At 65.6% G+C, this 23,920-nt stretch carries 23 protein-coding genes and 1 tRNA gene; all 24 read left to right on the top strand.

All coding sequences use genetic code 11. The features are described 5' to 3' along the window. Positions 1 to 33: 33 nt before the first annotated feature. Complete coding sequence (locus QF819_02840; GenBank protein ID MDP6802098.1) at positions 34 to 387, top strand: cell division protein ZapA; 354 nt, start codon at positions 34 to 36, stop codon at positions 385 to 387. Positions 388 to 432: 45 nt separating this feature from the next. Further along, positions 433 to 1,278 carry a TIGR00282 family metallophosphoesterase gene (locus tag QF819_02835; GenBank protein MDP6802097.1) on the top strand — a complete coding sequence of 282 codons (846 nt, stop codon included), beginning with the start codon at positions 433 to 435 and terminating at the stop codon, positions 1,276 to 1,278. Continuing rightward, on the top strand, positions 1,275 to 2,171 hold the full coding sequence (folD, locus tag QF819_02830) for a bifunctional methylenetetrahydrofolate dehydrogenase/methenyltetrahydrofolate cyclohydrolase FolD (protein ID MDP6802096.1): 897 nt from the start codon (positions 1,275 to 1,277) through the stop codon (positions 2,169 to 2,171). The genes QF819_02835 and folD overlap by 4 nt, the downstream gene beginning before the upstream one ends. Then, complete coding sequence (xseA, locus tag QF819_02825) at positions 2,146 to 3,489, top strand: exodeoxyribonuclease VII large subunit (protein MDP6802095.1); 1,344 nt, start codon at positions 2,146 to 2,148, stop codon at positions 3,487 to 3,489. The genes folD and xseA overlap by 26 nt, the downstream gene beginning before the upstream one ends. Then, entirely contained in the window at positions 3,479 to 3,733 is a 255-nt protein-coding gene (gene xseB, locus QF819_02820) for an exodeoxyribonuclease VII small subunit (GenBank protein MDP6802094.1), read from the top strand. The genes xseA and xseB overlap by 11 nt, the downstream gene beginning before the upstream one ends. 4 nt (positions 3,734 to 3,737) lie before the next feature. Beyond that, positions 3,738 to 4,625, top strand: a complete 888-nt coding sequence (locus QF819_02815) for a polyprenyl synthetase family protein (protein MDP6802093.1) — start codon at positions 3,738 to 3,740, stop codon at positions 4,623 to 4,625. Between the two features lie 48 nt (positions 4,626 to 4,673). Beyond that, on the top strand, positions 4,674 to 5,138 hold the full coding sequence (locus QF819_02810; GenBank protein MDP6802092.1) for a divergent PAP2 family protein: 465 nt from the start codon (positions 4,674 to 4,676) through the stop codon (positions 5,136 to 5,138). Then, positions 5,131 to 7,059: a 1-deoxy-D-xylulose-5-phosphate synthase gene (gene dxs / locus QF819_02805; GenBank protein ID MDP6802091.1), complete on the top strand. Its 1,929-nt coding sequence runs from the start codon at positions 5,131 to 5,133 to the stop codon at positions 7,057 to 7,059. The genes QF819_02810 and dxs overlap by 8 nt, the downstream gene beginning before the upstream one ends. A 28-nt stretch (positions 7,060 to 7,087) precedes the next feature. Further along, complete coding sequence (gene recN, locus QF819_02800) at positions 7,088 to 8,785, top strand: DNA repair protein RecN (protein ID MDP6802090.1); 1,698 nt, start codon at positions 7,088 to 7,090, stop codon at positions 8,783 to 8,785. Then, positions 8,782 to 9,300, top strand: a complete 519-nt coding sequence (locus QF819_02795) for a CDP-alcohol phosphatidyltransferase family protein (protein ID MDP6802089.1) — start codon at positions 8,782 to 8,784, stop codon at positions 9,298 to 9,300. The genes recN and QF819_02795 overlap by 4 nt, the downstream gene beginning before the upstream one ends. After that, positions 9,297 to 10,790, top strand: coding sequence for an anthranilate synthase component I (gene trpE, locus QF819_02790; GenBank protein ID MDP6802088.1), 1,494 nt, complete (start codon positions 9,297 to 9,299; stop codon positions 10,788 to 10,790). The genes QF819_02795 and trpE overlap by 4 nt, the downstream gene beginning before the upstream one ends. Continuing rightward, positions 10,787 to 11,350, top strand: coding sequence for an aminodeoxychorismate/anthranilate synthase component II (locus tag QF819_02785; protein ID MDP6802087.1), 564 nt, complete (start codon positions 10,787 to 10,789; stop codon positions 11,348 to 11,350). The genes trpE and QF819_02785 overlap by 4 nt, the downstream gene beginning before the upstream one ends. A 6-nt stretch (positions 11,351 to 11,356) precedes the next feature. Continuing rightward, positions 11,357 to 12,385 (top strand): anthranilate phosphoribosyltransferase, encoded by a 1,029-nt coding sequence (trpD, locus tag QF819_02780; GenBank protein ID MDP6802086.1) that lies wholly within the window; start codon positions 11,357 to 11,359, stop codon positions 12,383 to 12,385. Next, a complete protein-coding gene (trpC, locus tag QF819_02775; protein ID MDP6802085.1) occupies positions 12,382 to 13,170 on the top strand; it encodes an indole-3-glycerol phosphate synthase TrpC in 789 nt (262 codons plus the stop codon). Before trpD ends, trpC begins: the two co-directional genes overlap by 4 nt. Next, on the top strand, positions 13,167 to 14,369 hold the full coding sequence (gene trpB / locus QF819_02770; protein MDP6802084.1) for a tryptophan synthase subunit beta: 1,203 nt from the start codon (positions 13,167 to 13,169) through the stop codon (positions 14,367 to 14,369). The genes trpC and trpB overlap by 4 nt, the downstream gene beginning before the upstream one ends. Next, entirely contained in the window at positions 14,366 to 15,736 is a 1,371-nt protein-coding gene (locus tag QF819_02765; protein ID MDP6802083.1) for a sulfatase, read from the top strand. The genes trpB and QF819_02765 overlap by 4 nt, the downstream gene beginning before the upstream one ends. A 71-nt stretch (positions 15,737 to 15,807) precedes the next feature. Further along, positions 15,808 to 15,884, top strand: a tRNA-Arg gene (locus QF819_02760). Positions 15,885 to 16,011: 127 nt separating this feature from the next. Then, positions 16,012 to 17,592: an ABC transporter substrate-binding protein gene (locus QF819_02755; protein MDP6802082.1), complete on the top strand. Its 1,581-nt coding sequence runs from the start codon at positions 16,012 to 16,014 to the stop codon at positions 17,590 to 17,592. 16 nt (positions 17,593 to 17,608) lie between these two features. Then, positions 17,609 to 18,613 carry an ABC transporter permease gene (locus QF819_02750; protein MDP6802081.1) on the top strand — a complete coding sequence of 335 codons (1,005 nt, stop codon included), beginning with the start codon at positions 17,609 to 17,611 and terminating at the stop codon, positions 18,611 to 18,613. Beyond that, positions 18,579 to 19,538 carry an ABC transporter permease gene (locus tag QF819_02745; GenBank protein ID MDP6802080.1) on the top strand — a complete coding sequence of 320 codons (960 nt, stop codon included), beginning with the start codon at positions 18,579 to 18,581 and terminating at the stop codon, positions 19,536 to 19,538. The genes QF819_02750 and QF819_02745 overlap by 35 nt, the downstream gene beginning before the upstream one ends. Next, positions 19,535 to 21,265 carry a tetratricopeptide repeat protein gene (locus QF819_02740; protein MDP6802079.1) on the top strand — a complete coding sequence of 577 codons (1,731 nt, stop codon included), beginning with the start codon at positions 19,535 to 19,537 and terminating at the stop codon, positions 21,263 to 21,265. The genes QF819_02745 and QF819_02740 overlap by 4 nt, the downstream gene beginning before the upstream one ends. 52 nt (positions 21,266 to 21,317) lie before the next feature. Continuing rightward, complete coding sequence (locus QF819_02735) at positions 21,318 to 22,037, top strand: sigma-70 family RNA polymerase sigma factor (GenBank protein ID MDP6802078.1); 720 nt, start codon at positions 21,318 to 21,320, stop codon at positions 22,035 to 22,037. Next, on the top strand, positions 22,034 to 22,759 hold the full coding sequence (locus QF819_02730; protein MDP6802077.1) for a zf-HC2 domain-containing protein: 726 nt from the start codon (positions 22,034 to 22,036) through the stop codon (positions 22,757 to 22,759). The genes QF819_02735 and QF819_02730 overlap by 4 nt, the downstream gene beginning before the upstream one ends. Beyond that, the gene (locus tag QF819_02725) at positions 22,749 to 23,876 is read left to right on the top strand and encodes a S1C family serine protease (GenBank protein ID MDP6802076.1); all 1,128 of its coding nucleotides are present in this window, start codon (positions 22,749 to 22,751) and stop codon (positions 23,874 to 23,876) included. Before QF819_02730 ends, QF819_02725 begins: the two co-directional genes overlap by 11 nt. Positions 23,877 to 23,920: the final 44 nt, after the last annotated feature.

The following is a 23,920-nucleotide window of genomic DNA, read 5'->3' as shown; positions in this document are numbered from 1 at the left end:
GTCGGTCGAACTTCCCCATGAGGTGAGGGCACCATGAGCTCAGCCGTGCAGACTACGGTCGTGACCATTCTGGGACGAGACTACAAAATCCGGTCCGAAGATGATCCCGATACCGTTCGCGCCATCGCCCGCTATCTGGATGAGGAGATGACGCGGGTATCTTCGATGATCAGCAAGGGAACGACGACGCAGGTCGCGGTCCTGGCCGCGCTGAACATCACAGAAGAGCTCTTTGCCGCGCAACGAAACGGAAGAGGCCTGCCGAGCGGGACGGAGAAGAGGCTTCGCGGTATTGTGTCCCGCTTGGAAGACGCGCTGGATGCGGAGCCACCGCCTGCCGGAAAGAAGCCTCGGAAGAAGACCCCGGCAGCGCGCGCGGCTTCTTGATCCGGACGGATGGCCGAACCATAGATGGGTTCGGCAGGATTTCCCATGACGAGTGAGGGTGCGTTGGCAGAGCGTGGCGCCTTGCGGATTCTCTTCATCGCGGATGTGGTCGGTCGGCCCGGACGGCGTGTGTTGCGCGAACTCGCTCCCCGGGTCATCGAGCGCGAGCGGCCTTCCATGGTCATTGTGAACGCGGAGAACTCGGCGGGCGGCTTCGGTGTCAACGAGCGTTCCGCATCGGCGCTCTTCGACGCGGGCGCCGATGTTCTCACCGGCGGCAATCACTCATGGGACAAGGCGGAAGGGGTCCGCCTCATCGCAACGCGGCCCCGGGTGCTTCGCCCGGCAAACCTCCCGCCGGGGACACCCGGTCATGGGCACGGGGTGTATGAAGTTCCCGGGGGCAAGGTCGCGGTCGTGAACCTGATCGGGCGGGTGTTCATGGCTCCTGTCGACTGCCCTTTTCGAACGGGACGGAAGCTCCTGGAAGAGCTGCGCACGGAGACGCCGGTGATCTTCGTCGACTTTCATGCGGAGGCCACCTCCGAGAAGATGGCTCTGGGCAGGCATCTGGACGGACTGTGCAGCATGGTCGTGGGAACTCATACGCATACGGTTACGGCGGACACGCAGATTCTACCGGGAGGAACGGCGTTCCAGACGGATGCGGGAATGACGGGCGGGCACGACGGCGTGATCGGGATGAAGGCGGAAGGGGCGCTTCATCGGTTTCTGTCCGGCAGGTCGGAGCGACTGGAACCGGCGACGGGAGATCTTCGGTTGAATGGTGTTCTGGTGGAAGTGAACCCGGCGACGGGCCGGGCACTTTCGGTGAAGCGCATACAGGAACGATTGGAAGACCACGGCCCCGGGAGGGAGTTCGAAGGATGAGCGCACGCATACTGGACGGGAAGGCGACGGCGAAGGAGATCCGGCGCGAACTGGCGGACCGCGTCGCCACCTTGAAGGCGCGTGGCGTCACGGTTCGCCTGGATGTGGTTCTGGTCGGGGAGGACCCGGCGTCAAGAGTCTATGTCGGCAACAAGAAGCGCTCCGCGCGGAAGATCGGCATGGATGCGCGGACGCATGAAGTCCCCGCGGATGTTTCGCAGGCTCATCTCGAAGAGGTCGTGGAGCGGTTGGGCGCCGATGAAGCAGTCCACGGGATCCTGGTTCAGCTTCCTCTGCCGGAAGGGCTGGATGCAGACCGCGTGATTCGCCGGATTCCTCCTTCGAAAGATGTCGACGGCCTGCACCCGGTGAACGCGGGGGAACTGGCGCGGGGAGCCCCGGGGTTCGTCCCTTGTACTCCCGCCGGGATTGTGGAACTTCTCCTGCGCTCGGGAGTGGAGACGCAGGGGAAACATGTCGTGATCGTGGGGAGGTCCAATCTGGTCGGCCGTCCGCTGGCCATGCTGCTGCTTGCCAAGGGACGCGGGGGAGATGCCACGGTCACCATCTGTCACTCCCGAACGCCGGAACTGGCGGAGGTGGTCTTGCGCGGGGATATCGTGGTGGCGGCGGTCGGGCGCGCCGGGACGGTGACCGCGGACATGGTGCGCGAGGGTGCGGTCGTGGTGGATGTGGGCATCAATCGCGTGGAAGACCCGGCTGCTCCGCGAGGCAGCCGTCTGGTGGGCGATGTGGACTTCGACGCGGTGCTTCCGAAGGCGGCGTGGATCACGCCGGTCCCCGGGGGGGTAGGCCCGATGACGGTCGCGCTCCTCCTGCAGAACACGGTCCTTGCGGCGGAGGCCTATGAGCCGGTCGAACAGTCTGTCTGAGAGCGACGACGCGCGCGTTTATTCCGTTACGGAACTGACGCAGGCGGTGAAGTCGCATATCGAATCGGGATTCGGGACCGTCTGGGTGGAGGGAGAACTCTCCAATGTGAAGCACCACTCATCCGGGCATCTGTACTTCAGCTTGAAGGACGAAGGTGCCGCGCTGTCGGGAGTGATGTTCAAGTCGCGTGCGTCCCGCGTGCGTTTCAAGGCCGAGGACGGGCAGCGTGTACGCCTGCGCGGAGATCTCACGGTCTACGAACGACAGGGCCGTTATCAGGTGATCGCCTCGCGGCTGGAACCGCTGGGTGTCGGAGAACTGGAGCTGGCCTGGCGGCAGTTGTTCGCTCGTCTGCAGAAGGAAGGCCTGTTCGATGAAGCCCGGAAGCAGCCGATTCCCCGCTATCCGCGGACGGTGGGGATCGTGACTTCCCCGACGGGTGCTGCCGTGCGGGACATCATGGATGTGCTCGGCCGTCGCGCTCCTCATGTGACGGCCGTGCTCTGCCCTGCGCGCGTGCAGGGTGAGGGGGCTGCAGAGGAGGTGGCCGGGGCGGTGGCGGATCTGGACGACTGGGGTGGTGCGGATGTACTCATCGTCGGGCGGGGCGGAGGGTCGCTGGAAGATCTCTGGGCCTTCAACGAGGAAGTCCTCGCGAGGGCTCTGGTGGAATGCAGGACGCCGGTGATCTCTGCGGTCGGTCACGAGGTGGACCACACGATCGCAGATGCGGTGGCGGACCTTCGGGCTCCCACCCCCAGCGCGGCGGCGGAGCTTGCCGTGCCCGATCGCGAGGCGCTGCTGTCGGATCTTGCATCCCTGGGGGACCGTCTGGTCACCTGCAGCGTTCGCGAACTGGTAGAAGTGCCGACGGAGGTTCTGGAGCGCACGGGAGGCCGCATGGCGCGGGCTGTGGCCGCTCGGCTCAAGTCGGTACGGGAACGGGTGGATCTGCGCGTCGCGTCGTCTGCATTCAGGCGCCCGCTGGAGTTCTACCGGCGTCGCTCGCAGGATGTGGACGGGCTTCGCGAGAGAGTCGACACGGCCATGCGTATCTTGCTTGAGAACCGGGGACTGCGCGTGGGCGGTGCGGCGGGGAGCCTTCGGGCGCTTTCCCCGCTGGCGGTTCTGGAACGGGGTTATGCTGCGGTTCGATCGGGTGCCGGGGATCTGATTCGTTCGGCGCATGAACTGGCTCCGGGGAACGCAATCGAAGTTCAGTTGCAGGATGGAGCCGTGGACTGCACGGTAGATTCAGTGCGGGTGTGCAGCGATGAGGCTGCGACTTGCGCGGAAGGAGACGGACATGGGAGCTGATGACAAGAAGGCGGCCGGGACTTTCGAGGAGTCGCTGGCCCGACTGGAGGAGATCGTCGCCCTTCTGGAAACAGGAGAGGCGCCGCTGGCCGAGGGGCTCGGGTTGTTTGAGGAAGGCGTGGCGCTCAGTCGCGCGTGCCATGAGATGCTCTCGGTGGCGGAGAATCGCGTGAAGCGTCTCGTTCGTGAAGAAGACGGGAAAGTCACGCTGGACCTCTTCGGTGCGGAAGCGTCGGAGGCCTGACCCCATGAAGATCGCCTCGCTTCTGTCCAGAGTTGCGGACCTGGTGAATCCCGCGCTGGAAGCGGCCATCGCGTCGGATGTGGCCTCTCTTCGGCCGCTTCACGACGCGATGCGGTACAGTCTTCTCGCGAAGGGCAAGCGGATTCGCCCGGCCTTGTGTCTTGCCTCCTGTGAGGCGGTGGGTGGCCGCGCGGAAGATGCCGTCGCTGCCGCGACAGCGCTGGAACTGGTGCACACCTATTCGCTCATCCACGACGATCTCCCGTGCATGGACGATGACGATTTCCGCCGCGGCGTGCCCACGAATCATCGTGTTCATGGAGAGGCCATGGCGGTGCTGGCCGGAGATGCTCTCCTGACGCGTGCGTTCGGAGTGCTGACGGACGGGGGCGGCCCGACGCCGCCGAAGAGGACGCTGGAGATGGTCGCGGCGCTCGCGCAGGCCGCGGGCGCGCACGGAATGGTGGGCGGGCAGGCTTTGGATCTGGCGGCGGAGCGAAAGACCGGTGTGGAACTGGCGGAGCTTCGGGAGATCCATACTCGGAAGACGGGTGCGCTCTTCGAGGCGTCGTGTCAGCTGGGCGGTCTGGCGGGAGGAGCGAACGCGGACTTGCTGGATGTACTCAGGCGATTCGGCGCTGCGGCGGGGTATGCCTTCCAGATTGCGGATGATCTCCTGGACGAGACGGGATCCCGCGATGACCTGGGCAAGGATGCGGGAAGAGACCGCGCGCTCGGCAAGGCCACCGGCCCGGGCATTCTGGGGGAAGAGGAGTCGCGGCGAGTGCTGGCTTCGCTGGTCGAGGAGGCGGTGAAACTGGCAGATGGTTTTGGAGAGAGCGGCGAGGGGCTGGCCGCACTGGTGCGTTTTGTGAAGGACAGAGATCGCTGAGAAGCCGGGGGCTGGGCCTCCGCGAGCACGAAGAGGGTTGGAACTGACATGGATATGATGGCATCTTCTCCGCTGAGCGGGCCGTTTGTGCTGGCGATGGGCAGCGCTGCGACCGCGCAGATCATCAAGTTCGTCTGGACGGTGGTCGGAGAGAGTCGCGTCAACTTCAAGCGGCTCGTCGAACTGGGCGGAAAGCCGAGTGCGCATTCCGCATCAGTGGCCGCACTTTCGACAGGCGTGGGCATTCAGGAAGGGTTGCGCTCGCCCGTTTTCGGGATGGCGTTGTTCTTCAGCCTCCTGACCATGTACGATGCGGCGGGTATTCGCCGGTCGGCCGGAAGGCAGGCCGAAGTGCTCAACAAGATCGTGGACGATCTCCAGATGTCCGGGAAGGTGCGCGAAGAGCGCCTGCTGGAGCTGCTGGGACATACGCCGTTCGAAGTTCTGGCGGGGGCTGCTCTGGGAGTCGCTTTTGCGGTGCTCTTCGGGGGAGTCGGATCGTGGCATGGCTGACCTGCAGGGAGAGACTGTGAGCCGGGTTCTGGATCGAATCGAAACGCCTGCGGACCTTCGCTCGCTGGAGCTGAAGGACTTGACGGTACTGTGTGCGGAGATCCGCGAGGAGATCATTCGCACGGTCTCCCGGACCGGCGGGCATCTGGGCGCTTCGCTGGGGACGGTGGAGCTGACAGTCGCGATTCACGCCGTCTTTGACTCGCCCCGGGATCCGGTCGTCTGGGATGTCGGACATCAGGCGTACGGACACAAGCTTCTGACCGGTCGCCGCGACCGCTTCCAGACGCTGCGCCAGCATGGCGGGCTGTGCGGGTTCCCCAATCGCAGCGAAAGCGAACACGATGCGTTCGGAGTCGGGCACGCGGGAACCTCCATTTCAGCAGGGCTGGGACTGGCGGCGGCACGCGGCCTTCGCGGTGACGACTCCCGCGTGGTGTGTGTGATTGGAGATGGCGGGCTCACCGCGGGGATGGCGTTTGAAGCACTGAATCAGGCGGGACATCTGCGGAGCAATCTCGTGGTGATCCTCAACGACAACGAATGGTCCATCTCCCGGAATGTCGGGGCGCTCTCCACCTACCTGACACGCCTCACCTCGCGACCGCTTTACCGCCGTCTGGAGGAAGATGTCTATGAACTGATCGGCCGCATTCCCCGGGCGGGGCGGCGCGCGCAGGAAATGGGCCGTCGGATCAAGGAGAGCCTGACAAACCTGGTCGTGCCGGGCGTGATGTTTGAGGAACTCGGCTTCAAGTACTACGGCCCCATCGACGGTCACGATCTCCCGGAGGTTCTTGAGACACTGCGGCACCTGAAGGGACAGCGCGGTCCGGTCCTTCTCCATGCGGTCACGGAGAAGGGGCGCGGTTTCCCTTCAGCGGCCACCTCCAAGACGCGGGCGCACGGGATGTCGCCGCAGAAGGCCCCGGTGCCGGAGGGAACGGCCCCGGAGGCGCCTTCGTATACGAGTGTCTTCGGTTCGGCGCTGGTGGAACTGGCGGAACTGGACCCGGATGTGGTGGCGATCACGGCAGCCATGCCGGACGGAACGGGTACCGCAGGATTCGCGGATCGCTTTCCGGACCGCTTCTTTGATGTGGGAATCGCGGAGCAGCACGCGGTCACTTTCGCGGCGGGTCTCGCCTGCGAAGGGATCAAGCCGTTCTGCGCGATCTACTCCACCTTCCTGCAGCGAGGGTTCGATCAGGTGGCGCACGATGTGGCGCTTCAGGGACTGCCGGTTCGGTTCGTGATGGATCGAGGGGGACTGGTCGGGGACGACGGCCCGACGCACCATGGTGTTTTCGATCCGGGATTCCTACGGATGCTCCCCGGGATGGTCATGATGGCGCCCCGGGATGAGAATGAACTGCGCAACATGCTCTACACGCAACTCTGTCACGATGGAGGCCCGACGGCTCTGCGATATCCCCGCGGCGCGGGGCTGGGTGTGGCCGTGGATGCTGAGTTCCGACAGATCCCGATCGGGAAGGCGGAGATCCTGCAGGACGGTTCGGATGTTCTGCTTCTGGCACTGGGGTCCATGGTGGGTACGGCGCGGAGCGCAGCCGCTGAACTGGCGACACAAGGTGTCTCCGCCGCAGTCGTGGACGCGCGCTTCGTGAAGCCGCTCGATGCCGAGCTCATTCTGGATCTTGGCAGGACCACGGGGTGCATCGTCACGCTTGAGGAGTCGCAGAAGGCGTGCGGGTTCGGAAGCGCGGTCGGAGAGCTCCTCACCGAGAGCGGCGCCCACGATGTTCGACTGTCCTGTGTCGGCATCGGCGACTTCTATGTGGAACATGGGCGACCGGAGCTTCTTCGCGAAATGGCGGGTCTCGGCGTGGACACGGTGGTCGGGCGCGCACTGAGCCTACTGGAGACTGCGGGGCGTGTTCAACTCCCCGGCCGAAGCTGACCCGGCATTCCCGGGAGGGGGTGGGGCCGTGCTGACCGAGCTTTCCATCCGGGACATGGCGATCATCTCCCGAATCACGATTCGCTTCGGCCCGGGGCTCCATGTCCTCTCCGGAGAGACGGGAGCGGGCAAGTCGCTCCTGACGGGGGGGCTGCGTCTTCTCCTGGGCGATCGTGCGGGATCGGAGACGGTCCGCGCGGGCGCGGAGAGGGCGGTCGTGGAGGGCGTCTTCGAACTGGACCCCGAGGGATGGGTGGTGGACGCGCTTCGGGAGCTGGATATCGAGGCGGAGGACGGGGAGCTGATTCTCCGTCGTGAAATCGTGCCGGGCGGGCGGGGCCGATGCCGGGCGAATGGCCGGGCGATTCCCCGTTCCGCGTTGGTTCGCGCGGGAGAGTTCCTGATCGACCTGCACGGGCAGCACGATCATCAATCGCTTCTGCGCCCATCCTTCCAGCTGGACATGCTCGACGCCTTCGCCGGGCTCCTGGGGCTGCGGGCCGGGTTCGCCGCGGCGTTCGATGAGCTTCGTGCGGCCATTGCAGAACTGGAGAGCGCCGAGGAGGCGCTTCGCGATTGTCGCGAGCGTGAGGAGTGGGTCCGGTTCCAGTGGAAGGAACTGGAGGATGCGGCTGTTCAGCCCGGAGAACTGGCGGAGTCGCGTACACTTCGAAGCAGACTGGAGCAGGCGGAGTTCCTGCGGGAGACCTCTTCGCGGCTGGTGGACACTCTTCGGGAGCGAGACGGCTCGATTCACGATGAGGTGGCCGCGCTGGAAGGAGCCGCCGCGGAGGCCGCCCGGCACGATCCGCAGTGGGAGGCGCTGGCGGAGGGGCTCGCGGAGGTGGTGGTTCGCGTGGGGGATCTCGCGGATGATGCGCGACGCGCCGGAGACGGGGCGGTCGATGACCCCGCCCGGCTGGAGGAGGTTCGGGGGCGGATTCGGCGGATCGAAGATCTTCTTGTGAAGTACGGTCCCGAGGAAGAGGATCTGCTTCGCGAGCAGAAGCGCCTTGCGGAGGAAGTGGCGGATCCTCAGGCGGCCCGGGAACGGGTCGGGGGTTTGCGGGAGCGGGTCGGGAAGATCTCTGCTACGATCGCCGCCGCAGGAGCGGACCTGACCGCGAGGCGGCAAGAGGCTGCATCACAGCTGGATGCCGCCGTGGAGGACGCGCTGAAGAGTCTCGGGATGCGGGGCACCGTGTTCCGGACCCTCGTGCGTCCGCTGGAGAAGGGAGAGGTCGTTTGCATCGGAGAAGACCGGCCGAAGGCGAGTCGGCGAGGATTCGACGAGGGGGAGTTTCTCCTGTCGGCAAACCCGGGAGAGAAGCCGGGCGCGCTGCGTGCCATCGCCTCCGGAGGGGAGATCTCCCGCGTCATGCTGGCGCTGAAGTCTGCGCTCGGCACGACCCGGTGTCCGGGGACGATGGTCTTCGACGAGATCGACGCGGGAATCGGTGGAGTCGTGGCCGGACGCGTCGCGGAGATGCTTGCGGAGCTTTCCTCTCGCGGACAGGTCATCTCGATCACCCATCTGGCTCCGATTGCGGCACGGGCGACGACGCACTTCGCCGTTCGGAAGGTGGAGCGGGAGAACCGGACCCTCTCGCTGGTGGAGCCGGTCGAGGGGGAGGAGAGAGTGCGGGAAGTGGCCCGGATGCTCGGGGGAGGGGACGGAGCTGCCGTGGAACACGCCCGGGAGTTGCTGGGGGCGGTCGCTCCTTGAATGCCCCGAACGGGCTGTCCTGCCTGCGAATCCTGCTGGTTCCGCTGGCCATGTGGGGGATCCTGTCCGGGAATCGGGAAGTGGCGTTCGCGACGGTCGGAGTGGCTCTTCTGACGGATGTCCTCGACGGCTGGCTGGCACGCCGGTCCCGGCAGGTCACCGAGTTTGGAAGGGCGCTGGATCCGGTGGCGGACAAGATCTTCGCGGTGGGTGTGCTGGGCGCACTGGTCGCAAAGGGGCAGGTTCCGAAGGAGCTTCTCGCAGTCGTGGTCGCGCGGGATCTGGCGATTGTGGCGTGGGCTGTCCGGCGGATTCGTGCAGGAAAGGGAACGCCGGTCTCCAACCGCCCGGGAAAGACGGCATTCGCTCTTCTGGGAATCTACGCTCTCGGCATGGCTGTCGAGTGGCCGTTCTTTGATGCGGCCGGCCCGTGGGTGGTGGTGCTCTATGTGCTGGCGGGCCTCACCTACGCCTGTCAGTCACCAGTCGGTGCAGTCGGGGAGGAGCGGGCATGATCACCCCCGGGCTGGCGGAGTTCCGCAAACTGGCCAGGCCAGGCCGACGCGTGCCCGTGGTTCGCGAGATTCTCGCAGACACGGAGACGCCCGTGTCTACCTTCCTGAAGGTGGCCACCGGTCCCTACGCTTTTCTTCTGGAGAGCGTGGAGAGCGGGGAGAAGTGGTCGCGGTACTCCTTACTCGGCACGGACCCGTCCTCCATTCTGACGATTCGCGGTTCCACCGTGGAAATCCGCACCGGGAATCGAGTGCGTCGGATTCGTTCGGACGATCCGCTTGCCGAACTGGGTCGATGGCAGCGTCGGCAGCGTCCTGTGGAGTTGGAGGGGCTGCCGCCGTTCTGGGGCGGCGCCGTCGGTTTCGTCTCGTATGACGCGGTGCGCAGCCTGGAGAAGCTCCCCCGACAGGCCGACGATGATCTGGGCATCCCCGACGCCGTCTTCATGTTGGCGGACACCGTGGTGGTCTTCGACAACCTTACGCTGACGATGAAGATCATCTCCAGCATGCCTGCCGGGAAGGATGCCGAGCGAACTTATCGAAAGACGCTGGAGCGCATTGATGAAGTGGTGGCTCGCCTGAAGACCGCGCTCCCTGAGCGGGAGACCCGCCCCCCGAGCCGCGGCACGGCACGACGCTTCCGAAGTTCCATCAGACCTGCGGCTTTCCGAAGCGCGGTGCGTAAAGCCAAGAAGCACATTCTGGCCGGAGATGTGGTGCAGGTGGTGCTGAGCCAGCGGTTTGAGAAATCTCTGAAGTGTGATCCATTCGAAGTCTACCGTTCGCTTCGCGTGATCAACCCTTCGTCCTACATGTACTACCTCCGCATGGACGATCGACACATCGTCGGGTCGTCGCCGGAGGTGCTCGTACGGCACCAGCACGGCGAAGTGGAAGTGCGCCCGATTGCCGGAACGCGTCCTCGCGGCGCGGATTCCCTGGACGATCGGCGCCTGGAGGAAGAGCTGATCTCGGACCCGAAGGAGTGCGCGGAACATGTCATGCTGGTCGATCTCGGCCGAAATGATGTCGGGCGTGTGGCGGAGTTCGGCTCGGTGAATGTGACGGAGTTCATGAATGTGGAGCGTTACTCCCATGTGATGCACATCGTTTCCAATGTGGTGGGGAAGGTGCGTCGCGGGGTCGGCCCGCTGGATTCCCTGAAGGCGTGCTTCCCGGCCGGAACGGTAAGCGGAGCCCCGAAGGTGCGGGCGATGGAGATCATTGAGGATCTGGAACCGATTCGACGAGGCGTGTACGCAGGAGCGGTGGGCTACCTCTCCTTCGGTGGCAGCCTGGACACCTGTATCGCGATTCGGACGGCGCTTGTGGAGAGGGGGCGCATCTATGTGGGATGCGGCGCCGGGATTGTCGCGGATTCGGATCCCGAGCGGGAGTACCGGGAAACGGTGAACAAGGCGCGTGCGCTCTTCGCAGCGGTGGAAGCCGCCGAAAGTGGCACTTCACGCAGGAGGAGATCGGGATGATTCTCGTCCTCGACAACTACGACTCTTTCACATTCAACCTTGTGCAGTACCTCGGGGAACTGGGTGCGGACCCGAAGGTGCTGCGGAACGATGCCGTGAGCCTTGCCGCGATTCGTCGTATGAATCCCGAGCGCATCGTGATCTCGCCGGGTCCCGGACGCCCCGAGGATGCGGGGATCAGCGTGGGCCTGGTCCAGACTCTCGGCCCGAAGATCCCGCTTCTGGGCGTATGTCTGGGGCACCAGGCCATTGCGGTTGCGTGGGGGGCGCGGATCGTGCCTGCGGACAGGCTCCTGCATGGGAAGACCTCCCGCGTGATCCACAACGGGAGGGACATTTTCCGCAGCGTGGAGAATCCTGTCGAGGCCACGCGCTATCACTCGCTGATCGTGGACAAGGATTCCCTGCCGGAGGACCTCCTGGTCACGGCCTGGACGGCGGACCAGGAGATCATGGGACTGCGCCACCGGAAGTATCCGATCCACGGCGTGCAGTTTCATCCGGAGTCCATCCTTACGCCGGGGGGGAAGGCCATCCTCCGGAACTTCCTCGAACTGTAGGCCGGAATGACCCACTCCGGCAGCGGCGCACTTCGGGACGCGATTGAGCGTGTGGTGTCCGGGAGTTCGCTCGACTCCGCGACCGCCGAGGGCGCCATGGCGGCCATCATGCAGGGCGAGGCCACCGACGCGCAGGTGGCCGGTTATCTTGTGGCACTCCGGATGAAGGGCGAGACGGTCGACGAAGTCGTGGGTTCGGCCCGGGCCATGCGTGCGGCGGCGTCGGGGATTGCGCCCTCGCGCACTCCGCTGGTGGACACCTGCGGAACAGGCGGGGACGCTTCCGGCACCTTCAACATCTCGACCGGAGCGGCCCTGGTGGTGGCGGCGGCGGGCGCGGCCGTGGCAAAGCACGGCAATCGGTCGGTTTCTTCGCAGTGCGGCAGCGCGGATGTTCTGGAAGCGCTCGGCATCCCGGTCGATGTGGAACCCGCGCGCGCGGAAATGCTGGTGGATCGCCACGGGTTCGGATTCCTGTTCGCCCCGCGTTTCCATGGTGCCATGCGTCACGCGATGGGGCCGCGTCGGCAGTTGGCCATGCGCACCGTCTTCAACCTTCTGGGTCCGCTCACGAATCCGGCGGGGGCCGCCTGTCAGGTGATGGGTGTGTATTCGCCGGAGATCGTGGACCTGGCGGCGGCGGCGCTTCTGGGGCTGGGAGTGGAGCGCGCGTTCGTCGTGCATTCCGCGGACGGTCTGGATGAAGTGAGTCTCTGTGCCCCTACCCACTATGCGGAAGTCGCGAACGGAGAGGTTCGCAGGGGTGTGCTGAACGCCTCGGACTTCGGGATGGAACCGGTGAAGCGCGAAGACCTGGCCGGTGGAGATGCCGAGATGAACGCCGGCATCCTGGAGAGGATTGCCGCCGGGGAGAAGGGGGCTCCGCGCTCCGTTGTGGTCGCGAATGCATCGCTGGCGCTGGTTGCCTGCGGGATGGCCGCGGACTTTCGCGACGGAGCCAAGACAGCGGCGGCCGCGCTGGACGAAGGACGGGTGGCTCATCTGCTCGCGGCGCTCCGGGCGGAATCGGCGTGAGTGTGCTGCCCGCGATTCTGGCTGATGTGCGGCACCGCCTGAAGGAAGCCCAGCGTGCCATTCCGGCCGTGGAAGTGCGCCGACAGGCCGAGGAGTCTCCGGACCCCGTGTCGTTTGTCGCGGCCGTGGATCGGCGCGGAACCTCCGTCATCGCCGAGGCGAAGCGCGCGTCTCCTTCGCGGGGAGTCCTGCTGGACCCGTACGATCCAGTGGAGCTGGCGCGTGCGTACAAGAGGGGCGGGGCGCGTGCGCTTTCGGTTCTGACGGAACGGGACCACTTCGCGGGGAGTGGCGCCGACCTCCAGGCCGTCGCGAGGGAAACGGACTTGCCGGTTCTGCGGAAGGACTTCCTGGTGGATGCCTACCAGTGCTGGGAGGCGCGTGCGTGGGGGGCGTCCGCGGCACTCCTGATTGTGGCGGTGCTGGAGAAGGGGGCACTGGCGGATCTTCACGCGCTCCTCACCGAGCTGCAGGTCACGCCTCTGGTCGAAGTTCACACGGAAGCGGAAGCGGAACGCGCGTTGAATGCCGGCGTGGAGGTGATCGGTGTGAACAACCGGGACCTGTCGACTTTCCGGACGGACCTGTCCGTCACGGAGCGCGTAGGGGCCATGCTTCCGGAGGGCGTGCGCGTGGTCTCCGAAAGCGGGATCGCCTCCCGCGAGGATGTGCTGCGGGTGGAGCGGGTCGGCGCGTCTGCGGTGCTCGTCGGCGAGGCTCTGGTGACCGCGCCGGACCCGGTGGGGTGCCTCGCGGAACTCACGGGAACGGAGGAGACGGCATGATCGGGGAGACGCCGGACGCGCGGGGGTACTTCGGTCCGTACGGGGGTCGCTTTGTGCCGGAGACGATCATGGCCGCGCTGGAGGAACTCAACCGGGCGTCGACGGAGGCGGCCGCCGACTCTGCCTTCACGGAAGAACTTCGGATCCTGCAGGAGCAATACGCGGGTCGGCCCTCGCCACTGTATCGTGCCGGGAATCTCTCGGAAGCGGTCGGCCACACGGTTTATCTGAAGCGCGAGGACCTTCTCCATACGGGTGCGCACAAGATCAACAACACGCTCGGCCAGGGACTTCTTGCCAGGCGAATGGGGAAGCGACGCGTCATCGCGGAGACCGGCGCGGGGCAGCATGGCGTCGCCACCGCGACCGTTGCCGCGCTGCTCGGGCTGGAGTGCGTGGTCTACATGGGCGTGGAGGACATGGAGCGACAGTCGCTGAATGTGTTCCGGATGCGCCTTCTGGGCGCGACGGTCACCGGCGTGGACGCAGGGAGCCGTACGCTGAAAGACGCCATCAACGAAGCCATGCGCGACTGGGTTACCCATGTCGCGGACACCCACTACATTCTGGGGTCCGTCCTGGGCCCGCACCCCTTTCCGCGAATCGTGCGTGACTTCCAGTCGGTGATTGGAATCGAGGCCCGCCGCCAGATCCAGGAAGCGGAGGAGCGTCTGCCGAATCTGCTGGTGGCCTGCGTCGGGGGCGGCTCGAATGCGATCGGCCTCTTTCACGCGTTTCTTGCGGATGAATCCGTTCGCATGGTGGGCGTGGAAGCGGGGGGAGAAGGCGTGGAGACGGGACGGCACGCGGCGCGCTTCGCCGGTGGAAGTCCCGGAGTGCTCCATGGCACGCGCAGCTGGCTTCTGCAGGACGACGACGGACAGGTGTCACCGACGCACAGCGTGTCTGCGGGGCTGGACTACCCGTCGATCGGGCCGGAGCATGCGCAGCTTCGGGAACTGGGCCGGGCGGAATACCACAGCGTGGAAGATGGCGAAGCGCTGGCGGCATTCGGCCGACTGGCACGCGAAGAGGGGATCCTGCCGGCGTTGGAGTCGGCGCATGCGGTGGCGTGGCTTCTCCGCGAGGGGCCGAGTCTGCCGGCGGATTCGCTGACGATCGTCAATCTCTCCGGTCGGGGCGACAAGGATGTGCAGCAGGTCTCTCGCCTGACCGGGGGAGAGCCGGAGGCTTCGTGAAGCGGTTCTGCGTATTCCTGGCAGGTGGGATTCTGCTGGGCGGTTCGTGCGGGCGGGCACCGGAACCGCCTCCGAATGTGCTTCTGATCTCGATCGATACCCTCCGTGCCGATCGACCGGGAGGCGCGGGGAATCCCCGGGCGACCACTCCTCACCTGGATCGACTGGCCGCGACGGGCACGGTCTTCTCGCAGGCATCCTCGACGACATCCTGGACACTTCCGGCGCATCTTTCGCTGCTCACCGGACAGTACCCTTCGAGCCACGGAGTCGTGGGAGACATCCACGCGCTGCCGGATTCGAAGACCACGCTGGCGGAGTTTCTGACCCGTCGCGGATATGCGGCAGCGGGGTTTGTCACCGGACCGTACCTGGACCCGGCCTTCGGCTTCGCACAGGGTTTTGACACTTACGAACCTTGCGTGGATTACCGCGTGGAGCGGGACAATCAAGGCGGTATCGAAAACCTTGTCGGAGTGCATCTGCGGTCGCATTCGGGGGTGACCTCTCCCGCGCTGCACGAAAGGGCGGTCGACTGGCTCGCCCGGGTGCCGACGGGCAAACCGTTCTTCCTCTTCCTCCACTACTGGGATCCGCACTACGACTTTGTGCCGGAAGCTCCGTATGATCGCGTGTTCAATCCGGAGTATCGCGGGCGGTTGAGCGGCCGTGGGTTTTCCGAGAATCGCGCCATTCACTCCGGCATGGCCCCCACGGAGAGACAGCGCGTGATGGACCTGTACGACGGGGAGATCCGATACACCGACCGGTGGATCGGGAAGGTTCTGCGCGCGCTGGAGTCGCGCGGGGATCTGGAGCGCACGCTCATCGTGGTGGTGGGCGATCACGGGGAGGAGTTCTTCGAACACGGGGGGAAGGGGCATCGGAGGAACCTGTATGGCGAAACGCTGGACATTCCGCTGATCACCCGGCTGCCGGGAGTTCTGGCCGGAGGGGGAGTGGTGGCGGAACCGGCGTCTCTGGTGGATGTCTTCCCGACCGTGGTCGCCGTCGCGGGGGGGGGGCGCGAGAGTCTTGCACAGGGGCGCTCTCTTCAGACACTGGCCGCCGGTACAGGAACGCGCAGGGTCTATGGCGAACTGCACGACACGCACATCTCGATCCGCGAAGGGAAGTGGAAGTTCATTGCTCGGGCGGGAGACGAGGGGCGCGGAGAACTGTTCGACCTTCGCGCCGATCCGGCCGAAAGGGCGGATTGCTCGGGGAGGTACCCGCAGATCACAGCGGACTTTCAGGCGGCGGCCCGCGCGAGAGAGTGGGCGCGTCTGGCGCCTCCCGCGACTCCGCGCCCCAGCCTGAGAGAGGGGACGCTGGCCGAGCTTCGTGCGCTGGGCTATGTGCAATGACCGGGTCCGGCGAGCGGGGCGGCGTTTCTTGACACCCGGGTGTTCGCCCCCTAGATTCTCTCCTCCTGTGCGGGCCCGTAGCTCAGCTGGATAGAGCGTTGGTCTCCGGAACCAAAGGCCGGAGGTTCGAATCCTCTCGGGCCCGCCACCTGTTCGGAGCTTCCCGCAAAGAGCCACCGGATGAGTTCGCGCCCGAACTCGGGCGGGAAATCCGGGCTGGCGTTTCGCGATCATCCCGGTCTACGATTCCTGCGGCCCTGTCAGGAGAGACTGTGATGGGACGAATCCTCGGGATTACCGCGGTTTTACTGGCGCTTGGGGTGACTCATGCGTTGGGGAATCCCCCGCAGTCGGGCGGAACGCTGATCTACGGACGCGGAATGGACTCCGTGGGATTGGATCCCGCGCACGAATCGGACGGGGAGTCGTTCAAAGTTTGCGACAATCTGTTTGAGACTCTCGTGCGTTTTGCCGGAAGCGGGACCGAGATTGAGCCCGCGCTGGCGGAGTCCTGGACGGTCAGCGAGGATGGCCTTCGCTGGGAGTTTCAGATTCGACAGGGGGTTCGCTTTCATTGCGGCCGCCGCTTCGATGCGCGTGCGGTGCTTTACAGCCTGGAACGACAGTGGAGCGCACGGCAGCCCCTGCATTCGGACCACGGCCTCGGAGGCCCGTATCCCTTCTGGGGTTACCTGGGAATCGACGAGATCCTCGAGACCATCGACTCTCCCGCTCCCGGGGTGGTGCGCTTTGTTCTGAAGGAACCGAGCGCTCCGTTCCTTTCGAATCTGGCGTGCAACTTCGCGGCGATGGTGTGCTCGGAAGATGCTCACGCGGCCGGAGAGGACTTCTTTCGGCATCCGTGCGGAACCGGTCCATTCCGATTCGAGAGTTGGGACCGGGCGGAGACGGTCGTTCTCAGAAGGAACGAAGAGTACTGGGACCATCCGCCCTATCTGGATCGGGTGGTGTTTCGCTGCCTCCCGGAGAACTCCACGCGCTTTTTCGAACTCCTTGCCGGGTCGCTCCACATGATGGATGGAGTCCCCCCGGATGATGTCCCGGCCATCCGCTCAAACCGGGCCTTGAAGCTTCTGGGTGAACCCGGGATGAATGTGGCGTACCTGGCGATGAACATGGATCACTCGCCCTTCGGCGATGTGCGCGTACGGAGGGCCGTGAATCATGCGGTCGATCGGGCGGCGATCGTCCGGGGGCTGTACGGCCATCTGGCCGTGGTCGCGGACGGGCCGGTGCCGCCGAATGTGTTCGCCGCGCATCCGGACCCGCCGAGCTATGAGTATGCACCGGAGCGCGCACGGGAGCTTCTCGTGGAAGCTGGCTATCCGGATGGATTTGAGACCACCTTGTGGGTGATGTCCGGTCCAAGGCCCTACATGCCCCAGCCGCCGAGGATCGCGCAGGCGATCCAGGCGAACCTGGCCGGCATTGGCATCCGCGCGAAGATTGTCACCTTCGAGTGGGGCACCTACCTGGATCGTGTGCATCGGGGGCATCACGACATGGCGCTGCTCGGTTGGCAGGCGGACAACGGAGATCCGGACAACTTCCTTTTCACGCACTTCGATCCCTCGGCGGCGGTCGCCCCGGCGGGGAACATTGCCTTCTACCGCAGCGAGGAAGCGCACGAGCATCTGCTGGCCGGTCGGCGCACGGTTCGGCCGGAGGATCGCGTCGGGCACTATCACAGGGCGCAGGAACTGATTCATGCGGATGCCCCCTGGGTGCCGCTGGTGCACACCATGGAACTGGCGGCGATGAGATGCGAGGTCATGGGGTACAGCCTGCACCCCACGGGGCGGGTATTGCTCTCCCGGGTGTGGCTCTCCCGGTGACGGGCGGAGGCGTGCCGTGATTCCTTATCTGCTTCGAAGGCTCACGCTGATCCTGCCGACCCTTCTCGGCGTGACGATCGTGGCGTTTCTGCTCGTGCACTGGATGCCGGGCGATCCGGCGGAGATCCTCGCGGGTGAACACGCGTCGCCGCAGGTCGTGCAGCAGATTCGCACCGGGCTTGGACTCGACCGGCCGCTTGCCGAACAGTATGTGCGCTACATGGCCGACCTGCTGTCGGGGGATCTCGGGCGGTCGGCGAAGACGCACGAGCCGATCGCGTCGGAGATCCGTCGTTACTTTCCCGCCACGCTGGAACTGGCCGTTGCGGCGCTGTTCGTGGCTTGCCTCTTCGGGTTCCCTGCGGGAGTGCTGGCTGCGCGGCGCGCAGGTCGATTCGCGGATGCGCTGGGAATGGGGCTGGCTTCCATCGGCGTCTCCATGCCGGTCTTCTGGCTGGGGCTTCTCCTGATGTACTTTCTGGGCGTTCTCTTCCCTGTACTACCGGTGTCCGGTCGCACGGGGGCCATGATGGCGCCGCCTGTGCAGACGGGGTTCCTTCTGGTGGATTCCCTGCTGGCCCGAGATCTGTCGGCGCTTGCGGACGCTTTTCGGCATCTCGTACTTCCCGCACTGGTGCTCGGGACTGTGCCGATGGCCGTCATTGCGCGGATGACGCGTTCCAGCCTTCTGGAGACCATGGGCCGGGACTACATCCGCACCGCTCGCGCAAAAGGGGCGGGCGAGATGGCCATTCTGCTTCGGCATGCAGCCAGAAACGGGGCGCTTCCCACGCTGACGGTGGTTGGACTGCAGTTCGGCGCTCTCCTCGGAGGGGCGATCATCACAGAGACGATCTTCGCATGGCCGGGGCTCGGCCGCTGGGTTCTCCTGGCGGTGGAGTCGCGGGATATTCGCGCGCTTCAGGCCGCAGTACTGCTCATGGCGTTTTCCTTCGCTCTGGTGAACCTCTTGACGGATATGCTCTATGCCGCGCTCGATCCGAGAATCAAGCTTCGTTGACCCGCCCCCGGTCAGGGGGACGGGACAGGAGCACGCATCACGCACACGGCGGGTTCTGAGCCGCCTGGTGCGTCGCCCGGCCTCAAGGGTGGGGCTGGTGATTCTGGCGACGCTGGTGCTGGGCGCTGCCATAGGACCCGTTCTGGCTCCGCAGAGCCCGTATTTGCAGGATCTGGACCACCGTCTGGTCCCTCCGGGGGATGGGCATCTGCTGGGAACGGATGAGTTCGGTCGCGACATTCTCTCCCGGCTCTTGTACGGAACCCGCATTTCCCTGACGATAGGAATGGTATCGGTGGGCATCGGGCTCTTGGCCGGGGGGCTGCTGGGACTGGTGACCGGTTATCTGGGCGGTCGCGTGGACATGATCGGTATGCGCGTCGTGGATGTTCTTCTGGCGTTTCCGGGGATCCTGCTGGCCGTGGTGATCGTGGCGATCCTCGGGCCGAGCTTGACGAACGCCATGATCGCCGTGGGCATTGTGGGCGTTCCGCACTTCGCGCGACTTCTGAGGGGTGCGGTGCTGTCGGTCAAGTCCCAACCGTTTGTGGAAGCACAGGTGGCGATGGGAGTGCCACGAGGGCGGATCCTTTTTCGAACGATCCTGCCGCACTGCGTGGCGCCGCTGATGGTGCAGACGAGCCTGGGCCTGGCCTCCGCTATACTGGAGGCTGCGGGGCTTTCGTTCCTGGGTCTGGGAGCGCAACCCCCGACACCGGAGTGGGGGGCCATGCTCGGGCAGGGCCGGGATCTGGTGATTCACGCTCCCTGGGTGCTGGCCATGCCGGGCATCGCGATCCTCCTGTCGGTGCTTGGCTTCAATCTGGTGGGGGACGGGATCCGCGACGCCTTGGATCCTGCCCTTGAGGGCATCTTCGGCCCGGAGAGAGGGCGGGGGCTGTGGACGAAAGGGAGACAGTTGTGAGGAGCGGGAAGGTGGAGGGTCGAAAGAGCACATGGCTGCGGAGCGTGGCCGTGGTGGCGCTTCTCACCGGGGTGCCTTGCTCCACGCAGGCGGTGGAGGGCAGTGCTTCGGGGAGCGTGACCTCGGATGCGCTGGCGCACTATTCGCTGGGGATGTTCCTTGAGGGCGAAGGGGAGTTCCGCGAAGCGCTTCAGCAGTATCGGCTGGCGGCAGACGCGAATCCGGAGGCTCCGGAGATTCACACGGGAATGGCCCGGGTGCATCACGCGCTGGGAGAGGTGGAGGAAGCCGCACGGGAAGCGACTCTCGCTCTGGCAGAGGATCCCGCGAACCTGGACGCGCTGGAGGTGATGGCGGATGTCCATGCCGCCTCGGGAGATGCCAGGCGGGAGGCCGACGCTCTGGACGCGTTCCTCCAGGCGGATCCAAAGGACCTGCAGATGCGCATTCGCCGCGCGGGGGTACTGGAGCGCCTTGGAGACACGGAGGGGGCAGCGGAGGAGCTTCTGGAAGTCACCCGCGTCCGGCCGGGGCTGCCGCGGGTTCATTTCCGCCTGGGGATGTTGTACGACCGCCTGGACCGCGCCGGGGATGCGCAGGAACAGTTCCGCACGGTTCGGGAGCTTGCGCCGGGGTTGCCGGAAGAGATGCTTCGTGCCGGGATGGTCCGTGAGATTCGCGGGGAATTGCCCCAGGCGTCCATGAGCTATCGGGAGGCGCTGCTTCTCGCCCCGGACAGCCTGGAGATTCGGCGAAGGTACCTGCGCACGCTCTTTGTCCTGGGCGATGTGGAGAGCGGGATCGAGGAAGCCCGGACAATCCTCAGTGCGCACCCGGAAGATGTGGAGGTGCGGGAACAGCTCGGGCTGCTTCTCATTCAGGCGGGGGAAGGAGACCGGGCGGTGAATGAACTGGAGGAAGTGGCACGCCGGGCTCCGGAGCGGATGGAGACGAGGAAGCACCTCGGGCGGTGGTACATGGATCACGGGCGAAGCGAAGAGGCGCTGGCGCACTTTGAGACCGCGGTCGAACTGGACTCCACGTTCGCGGAGGGATGGTTGTATACCGGATTCCTGCGGTCGCGTCTTGGGAAGACCCGCGAAGCGGTCGCGGCATTCGGTCGTTCGGTGAAGCTGGACCCCGATCGCTCGGGCGCGCACTTGTTTCTCGGGCTGTGCTACAACGATCTGGCTGAATATGAAGCGGCGGAAGAGGCCCTCGATCGCTACCTGGAGCTGGAACCCGCGGATCCGGAGGGGCTCTTCGCACGGGGCGCGGCGCGGGAGAGGCTGGAGAAGCCCGAAGAGGCGGCGGCCGACCTGCGCGAAGTCATCCGGATCCGCCCTCAGGACACCGAGGCTATGAACTACCTGGGCTACATGTTTGCGGAACGGGGGATTCATCTCACGGAGGCAGTGCAGCTGCTGGAGGAAGCCGTTCGACTGAGCCCGGAGAATGCCTACTATCTGGACAGCCTGGCATGGGCTCACTTCCGGTCGGGGCGGCCCGAGGCCGCGCGGAATCTTCTCCTCCGTGCGTTGGAGAACTCGAGGGCGGAACCGGTCATTCTGGACCATCTGGGAGATGTCCTTTCCGCTCTGGGAGACGGGAAGGGGGCTCGGGAGGCCTGGGAGAAGGCTTGGGAACTGGATTCGACCCTCCCGGGGCTGGCTGAGAAGCGGGCCGCGGAGGGGGCAAAGAGGGATTCCACGGCCACGGGCCGGTGAGTGCTGGAACCTTTGGCTCTCAGGAGGGTTCAGCAGCCCGTGGAGGTGGTCGATGACCCTTGCGTTCAAACGAGTCCGGGTGGATGCCAACGAGGTGACCGTGGAGACACGCAGGCCGGATGAAGATCTGATGCTGGACCTGAAGGAGGGCGACGAGTCCGCCTTCGGGGAACTGATGTGTCGGCATCGGGGGCGGATCGTCAACTTCCTGATTCGACTGATTGGCGACGCGGACCGCGCCGAGGACCTGGCGCAGGAAGTGTTCCTCAGAGTCTACCGCCACGCGGGGACCTACCGCGTGACGGCACGCTTTACGACATGGCTCTACACGATCGCGTCCAACCTCGGGAAGAACGAACTTCGGAACCGTGCCCGCCGGAGGAATGTCTCGATTGAGGATACGCCGAGGGAGCTGGGGCAGGCGGACTACGACTTTGGAACGCGCGAGGACTTTTTTGCGCCGGATCGCATTGCCGACTTGAATGAGCGGAGGCAGGCGGTCCGCAGTGCCATCGATTCGCTGCCGGGGCACTTTCGGATCATGCTCGTGATGAGAGACCTGGAAGGGTTCACCTACGAAGAGATATCCACCATGCTCAAGCTCCCCGTCGGCACCGTGAAGTCCCGAATCAACCGGGCGCGTCAGGAGTTCAAGCGGCGGATCGAGCCGCTTCTTTTTGCCACGCGTGGGAATGACCCCACCGTATTCTGGAAGGCGTCCCGCGTGAGGACTGCCGGATCCCCCCGCCCGGAACGAGGAGACATCACTTGAACTGCTCCCATGTACAGAACCTCTTTTCCCTGCGATGCGACCGGGCGCTTTCCGCGGAAGCCAGCCGCGAGCTGGACGGTCACCTCGCGGCGTGCTCACCCTGCTCTGCGGCGATGGAGGAGTTTCGCGCATCCCTTGCACTGCTGGAAGAACTCGGAACGGTAGAGGTCGCCGACGAGTTCAACGAAGCGGTTCTTTCAAAGCTGGACGGTCTGGCGGGTCCGGCGAGAGGACCGGCCCTGTGGAAGGTGCGTCTGCAGAGCTGGTGGTCGGATGTGGATCGGTCGCGCGCGATCTGGAGCGCTTCCCCCGCCATGGCCATGGGAGCCGTCCTTTTGCTGCTGGCCACCCATCCGTCGGGCGATTCCCTTCCTTCCGGTGGGCGTGCTCCGGGTGAGTCTGTCTCGCGCTTTGCCGTGAGTCCTGCCGAGGCTCCGGCGGAGGGAGTCGTGATGATGGAGTCTGACGCGCTGGCGCAGGGATCGGAGGAAGACTCCGAAGAGGATGTATTTGGCGAGATGCCCCTCCAGTTGCAGAAGCTCCTGGAGGAGTCCAGGGATCTCCGCCTTCCCACGGATGCGTCCCGCTATCGCGAGGCGCGTTACCGGTACCCGCTGCGCCGGATTCCGGAACAGGGAACCGCTCAGCAGGTGGCGGGTCGGAGTTCAGCCACCCCGGAGGCGAACGGCCATGCCGTCGCACCCACGATCCTTGCGTTCTAGGCAGCCTGCGGCGCGGGTTGCGCTTCTGGCGTTTGCGGTGAGCCTCGCGTTCGTCGTGAAGGCGGGGGCAAGCCAGACCGCTGGCGCAATCCCCGCAGACTGGGAGCGACGGGTCTTCCTCGTGATCGGGGAGCGAGAGGCCCCCCGAGTCCACTTGGACGCAGCCATGAAGAGCGCGGAAGTGCTTCGCGTATGCCGTCGGGTCGGATGCGCGACCTATGTGGGTGGCGGAAAGTACCTGCTGTCGACCTTCTCGGTGGTGGGCGCGGCCCAGGATGTGGAGATTCTGGACCATGCGGGCCGAATGTACTACGCACGCGTGGTCGGTCGGGATCCGCTGCTGGATGTCGTCCTGCTGGAGGTTCCGGAGGGACTGGAGAGCGTCCGGGATCTTCCGGATGTCGTGACGCGCACAGAGCGCACGCCCGGCGAACCCTGCCTTGTGATGGGAAACACGCAGGGGCGCAACTTCTCTGCGGCTCGCGGCATTCTTGGAGAGCCGGTGGCCATCTCGGCGGGCGGAATCCCCACACGGGTGGTGCGCGTCCGGGCGTCCATTCTCCCGGGAGACATGGGAGGCGCGGTCATCGATGCGCAAGGGCGCCTGCTTGGAATGGTCACGGGCGTGGCGCCTGCGATGCACCGGGGGCGCATCCTGCATCCCGGCCTGCGCGAGGGAGAGAAGTGCGTGGGATTCGTATTGCCTGCCGAAACCTGCCGTCGTGCCTGGGAGGATCTGCGGGAGTTCGGACGAGTCCGCCGCGGCTACCTGGGCGTGTTGCTCCCCGGGGAGGCTTCGGGCGAGGGCGGTGCGTGCATCCTGCGGGTGGTGGAGGGCGGCCCCGCGCATCGGGCGGGGCTGGCTCGCGGAGATGTGGTGATCCGGTTCGGGGATGTGGAAGTGGGCGGCCCGCGCGACCTCTGCGGCCTCGTGTGCGGATCGCGTCCGGGGGTTCCGATGGACATCGCCTTCCTGCGCCAGGGCGTGGAACACTTCGTCACGCTGGAGTTGGGAGAGGCCACTCGCGTTCCCCGAGTCGAGGCCGCCCCGGACTCTCTTGCGGAAGAGGCGGCACGCCGTCGGCCCATGGCCGCCGCGCGCGTTTCGCCTCGTTGACCCCTCTTCGTCTGCAGGCTAGCCTGTACCGGTGTGATTGCGTC

This window comes from Gemmatimonadota bacterium (assembly GCA_030747075.1).
GTDB lineage: Bacteria > ARS69 > ARS69 > ARS69 > ARS69 > ARS69.
This window is presented reverse-complemented; position numbering and strand designations above follow the sequence as displayed.

Excerpts from the sequence above, each read along its gene's own strand:
- trpE (MDP6802088.1), top strand. The coding sequence starts at position 9,297 with ATGATCACCCCCGGGCTGGCGGAGTTCCGCAAACTGGCCAGGCCAGGC.
- QF819_02815 (MDP6802093.1), top strand. The coding sequence starts at position 3,738 with ATGAAGATCGCCTCGCTTCTGTCCAGAGTTGCGGACCTGGTGAATCCC.
- QF819_02840 (MDP6802098.1), top strand. The coding sequence starts at position 34 with ATGAGCTCAGCCGTGCAGACTACGGTCGTGACCATTCTGGGACGAGAC.
- trpB (MDP6802084.1), top strand. The coding sequence starts at position 13,167 with ATGATCGGGGAGACGCCGGACGCGCGGGGGTACTTCGGTCCGTACGGG.
- folD (MDP6802096.1), top strand. The coding sequence starts at position 1,275 with ATGAGCGCACGCATACTGGACGGGAAGGCGACGGCGAAGGAGATCCGG.
- QF819_02810 (MDP6802092.1), top strand. The coding sequence starts at position 4,674 with ATGGATATGATGGCATCTTCTCCGCTGAGCGGGCCGTTTGTGCTGGCG.
- QF819_02785 (MDP6802087.1), top strand. The coding sequence starts at position 10,787 with ATGATTCTCGTCCTCGACAACTACGACTCTTTCACATTCAACCTTGTG.
- trpD (MDP6802086.1), top strand. The coding sequence starts at position 11,357 with ATGACCCACTCCGGCAGCGGCGCACTTCGGGACGCGATTGAGCGTGTG.
- xseB (MDP6802094.1), top strand. The coding sequence starts at position 3,479 with ATGGGAGCTGATGACAAGAAGGCGGCCGGGACTTTCGAGGAGTCGCTG.
- QF819_02735 (MDP6802078.1), top strand. The coding sequence starts at position 21,318 with ATGACCCTTGCGTTCAAACGAGTCCGGGTGGATGCCAACGAGGTGACC.
- dxs (MDP6802091.1), top strand. The coding sequence starts at position 5,131 with ATGGCTGACCTGCAGGGAGAGACTGTGAGCCGGGTTCTGGATCGAATC.
- QF819_02835 (MDP6802097.1), top strand. The coding sequence starts at position 433 with ATGACGAGTGAGGGTGCGTTGGCAGAGCGTGGCGCCTTGCGGATTCTC.
- QF819_02745 (MDP6802080.1), top strand. The coding sequence starts at position 18,579 with ATGCCGCGCTCGATCCGAGAATCAAGCTTCGTTGACCCGCCCCCGGTC.
- QF819_02755 (MDP6802082.1), top strand. The coding sequence starts at position 16,012 with ATGGGACGAATCCTCGGGATTACCGCGGTTTTACTGGCGCTTGGGGTG.
- xseA (MDP6802095.1), top strand. The coding sequence starts at position 2,146 with ATGAGCCGGTCGAACAGTCTGTCTGAGAGCGACGACGCGCGCGTTTAT.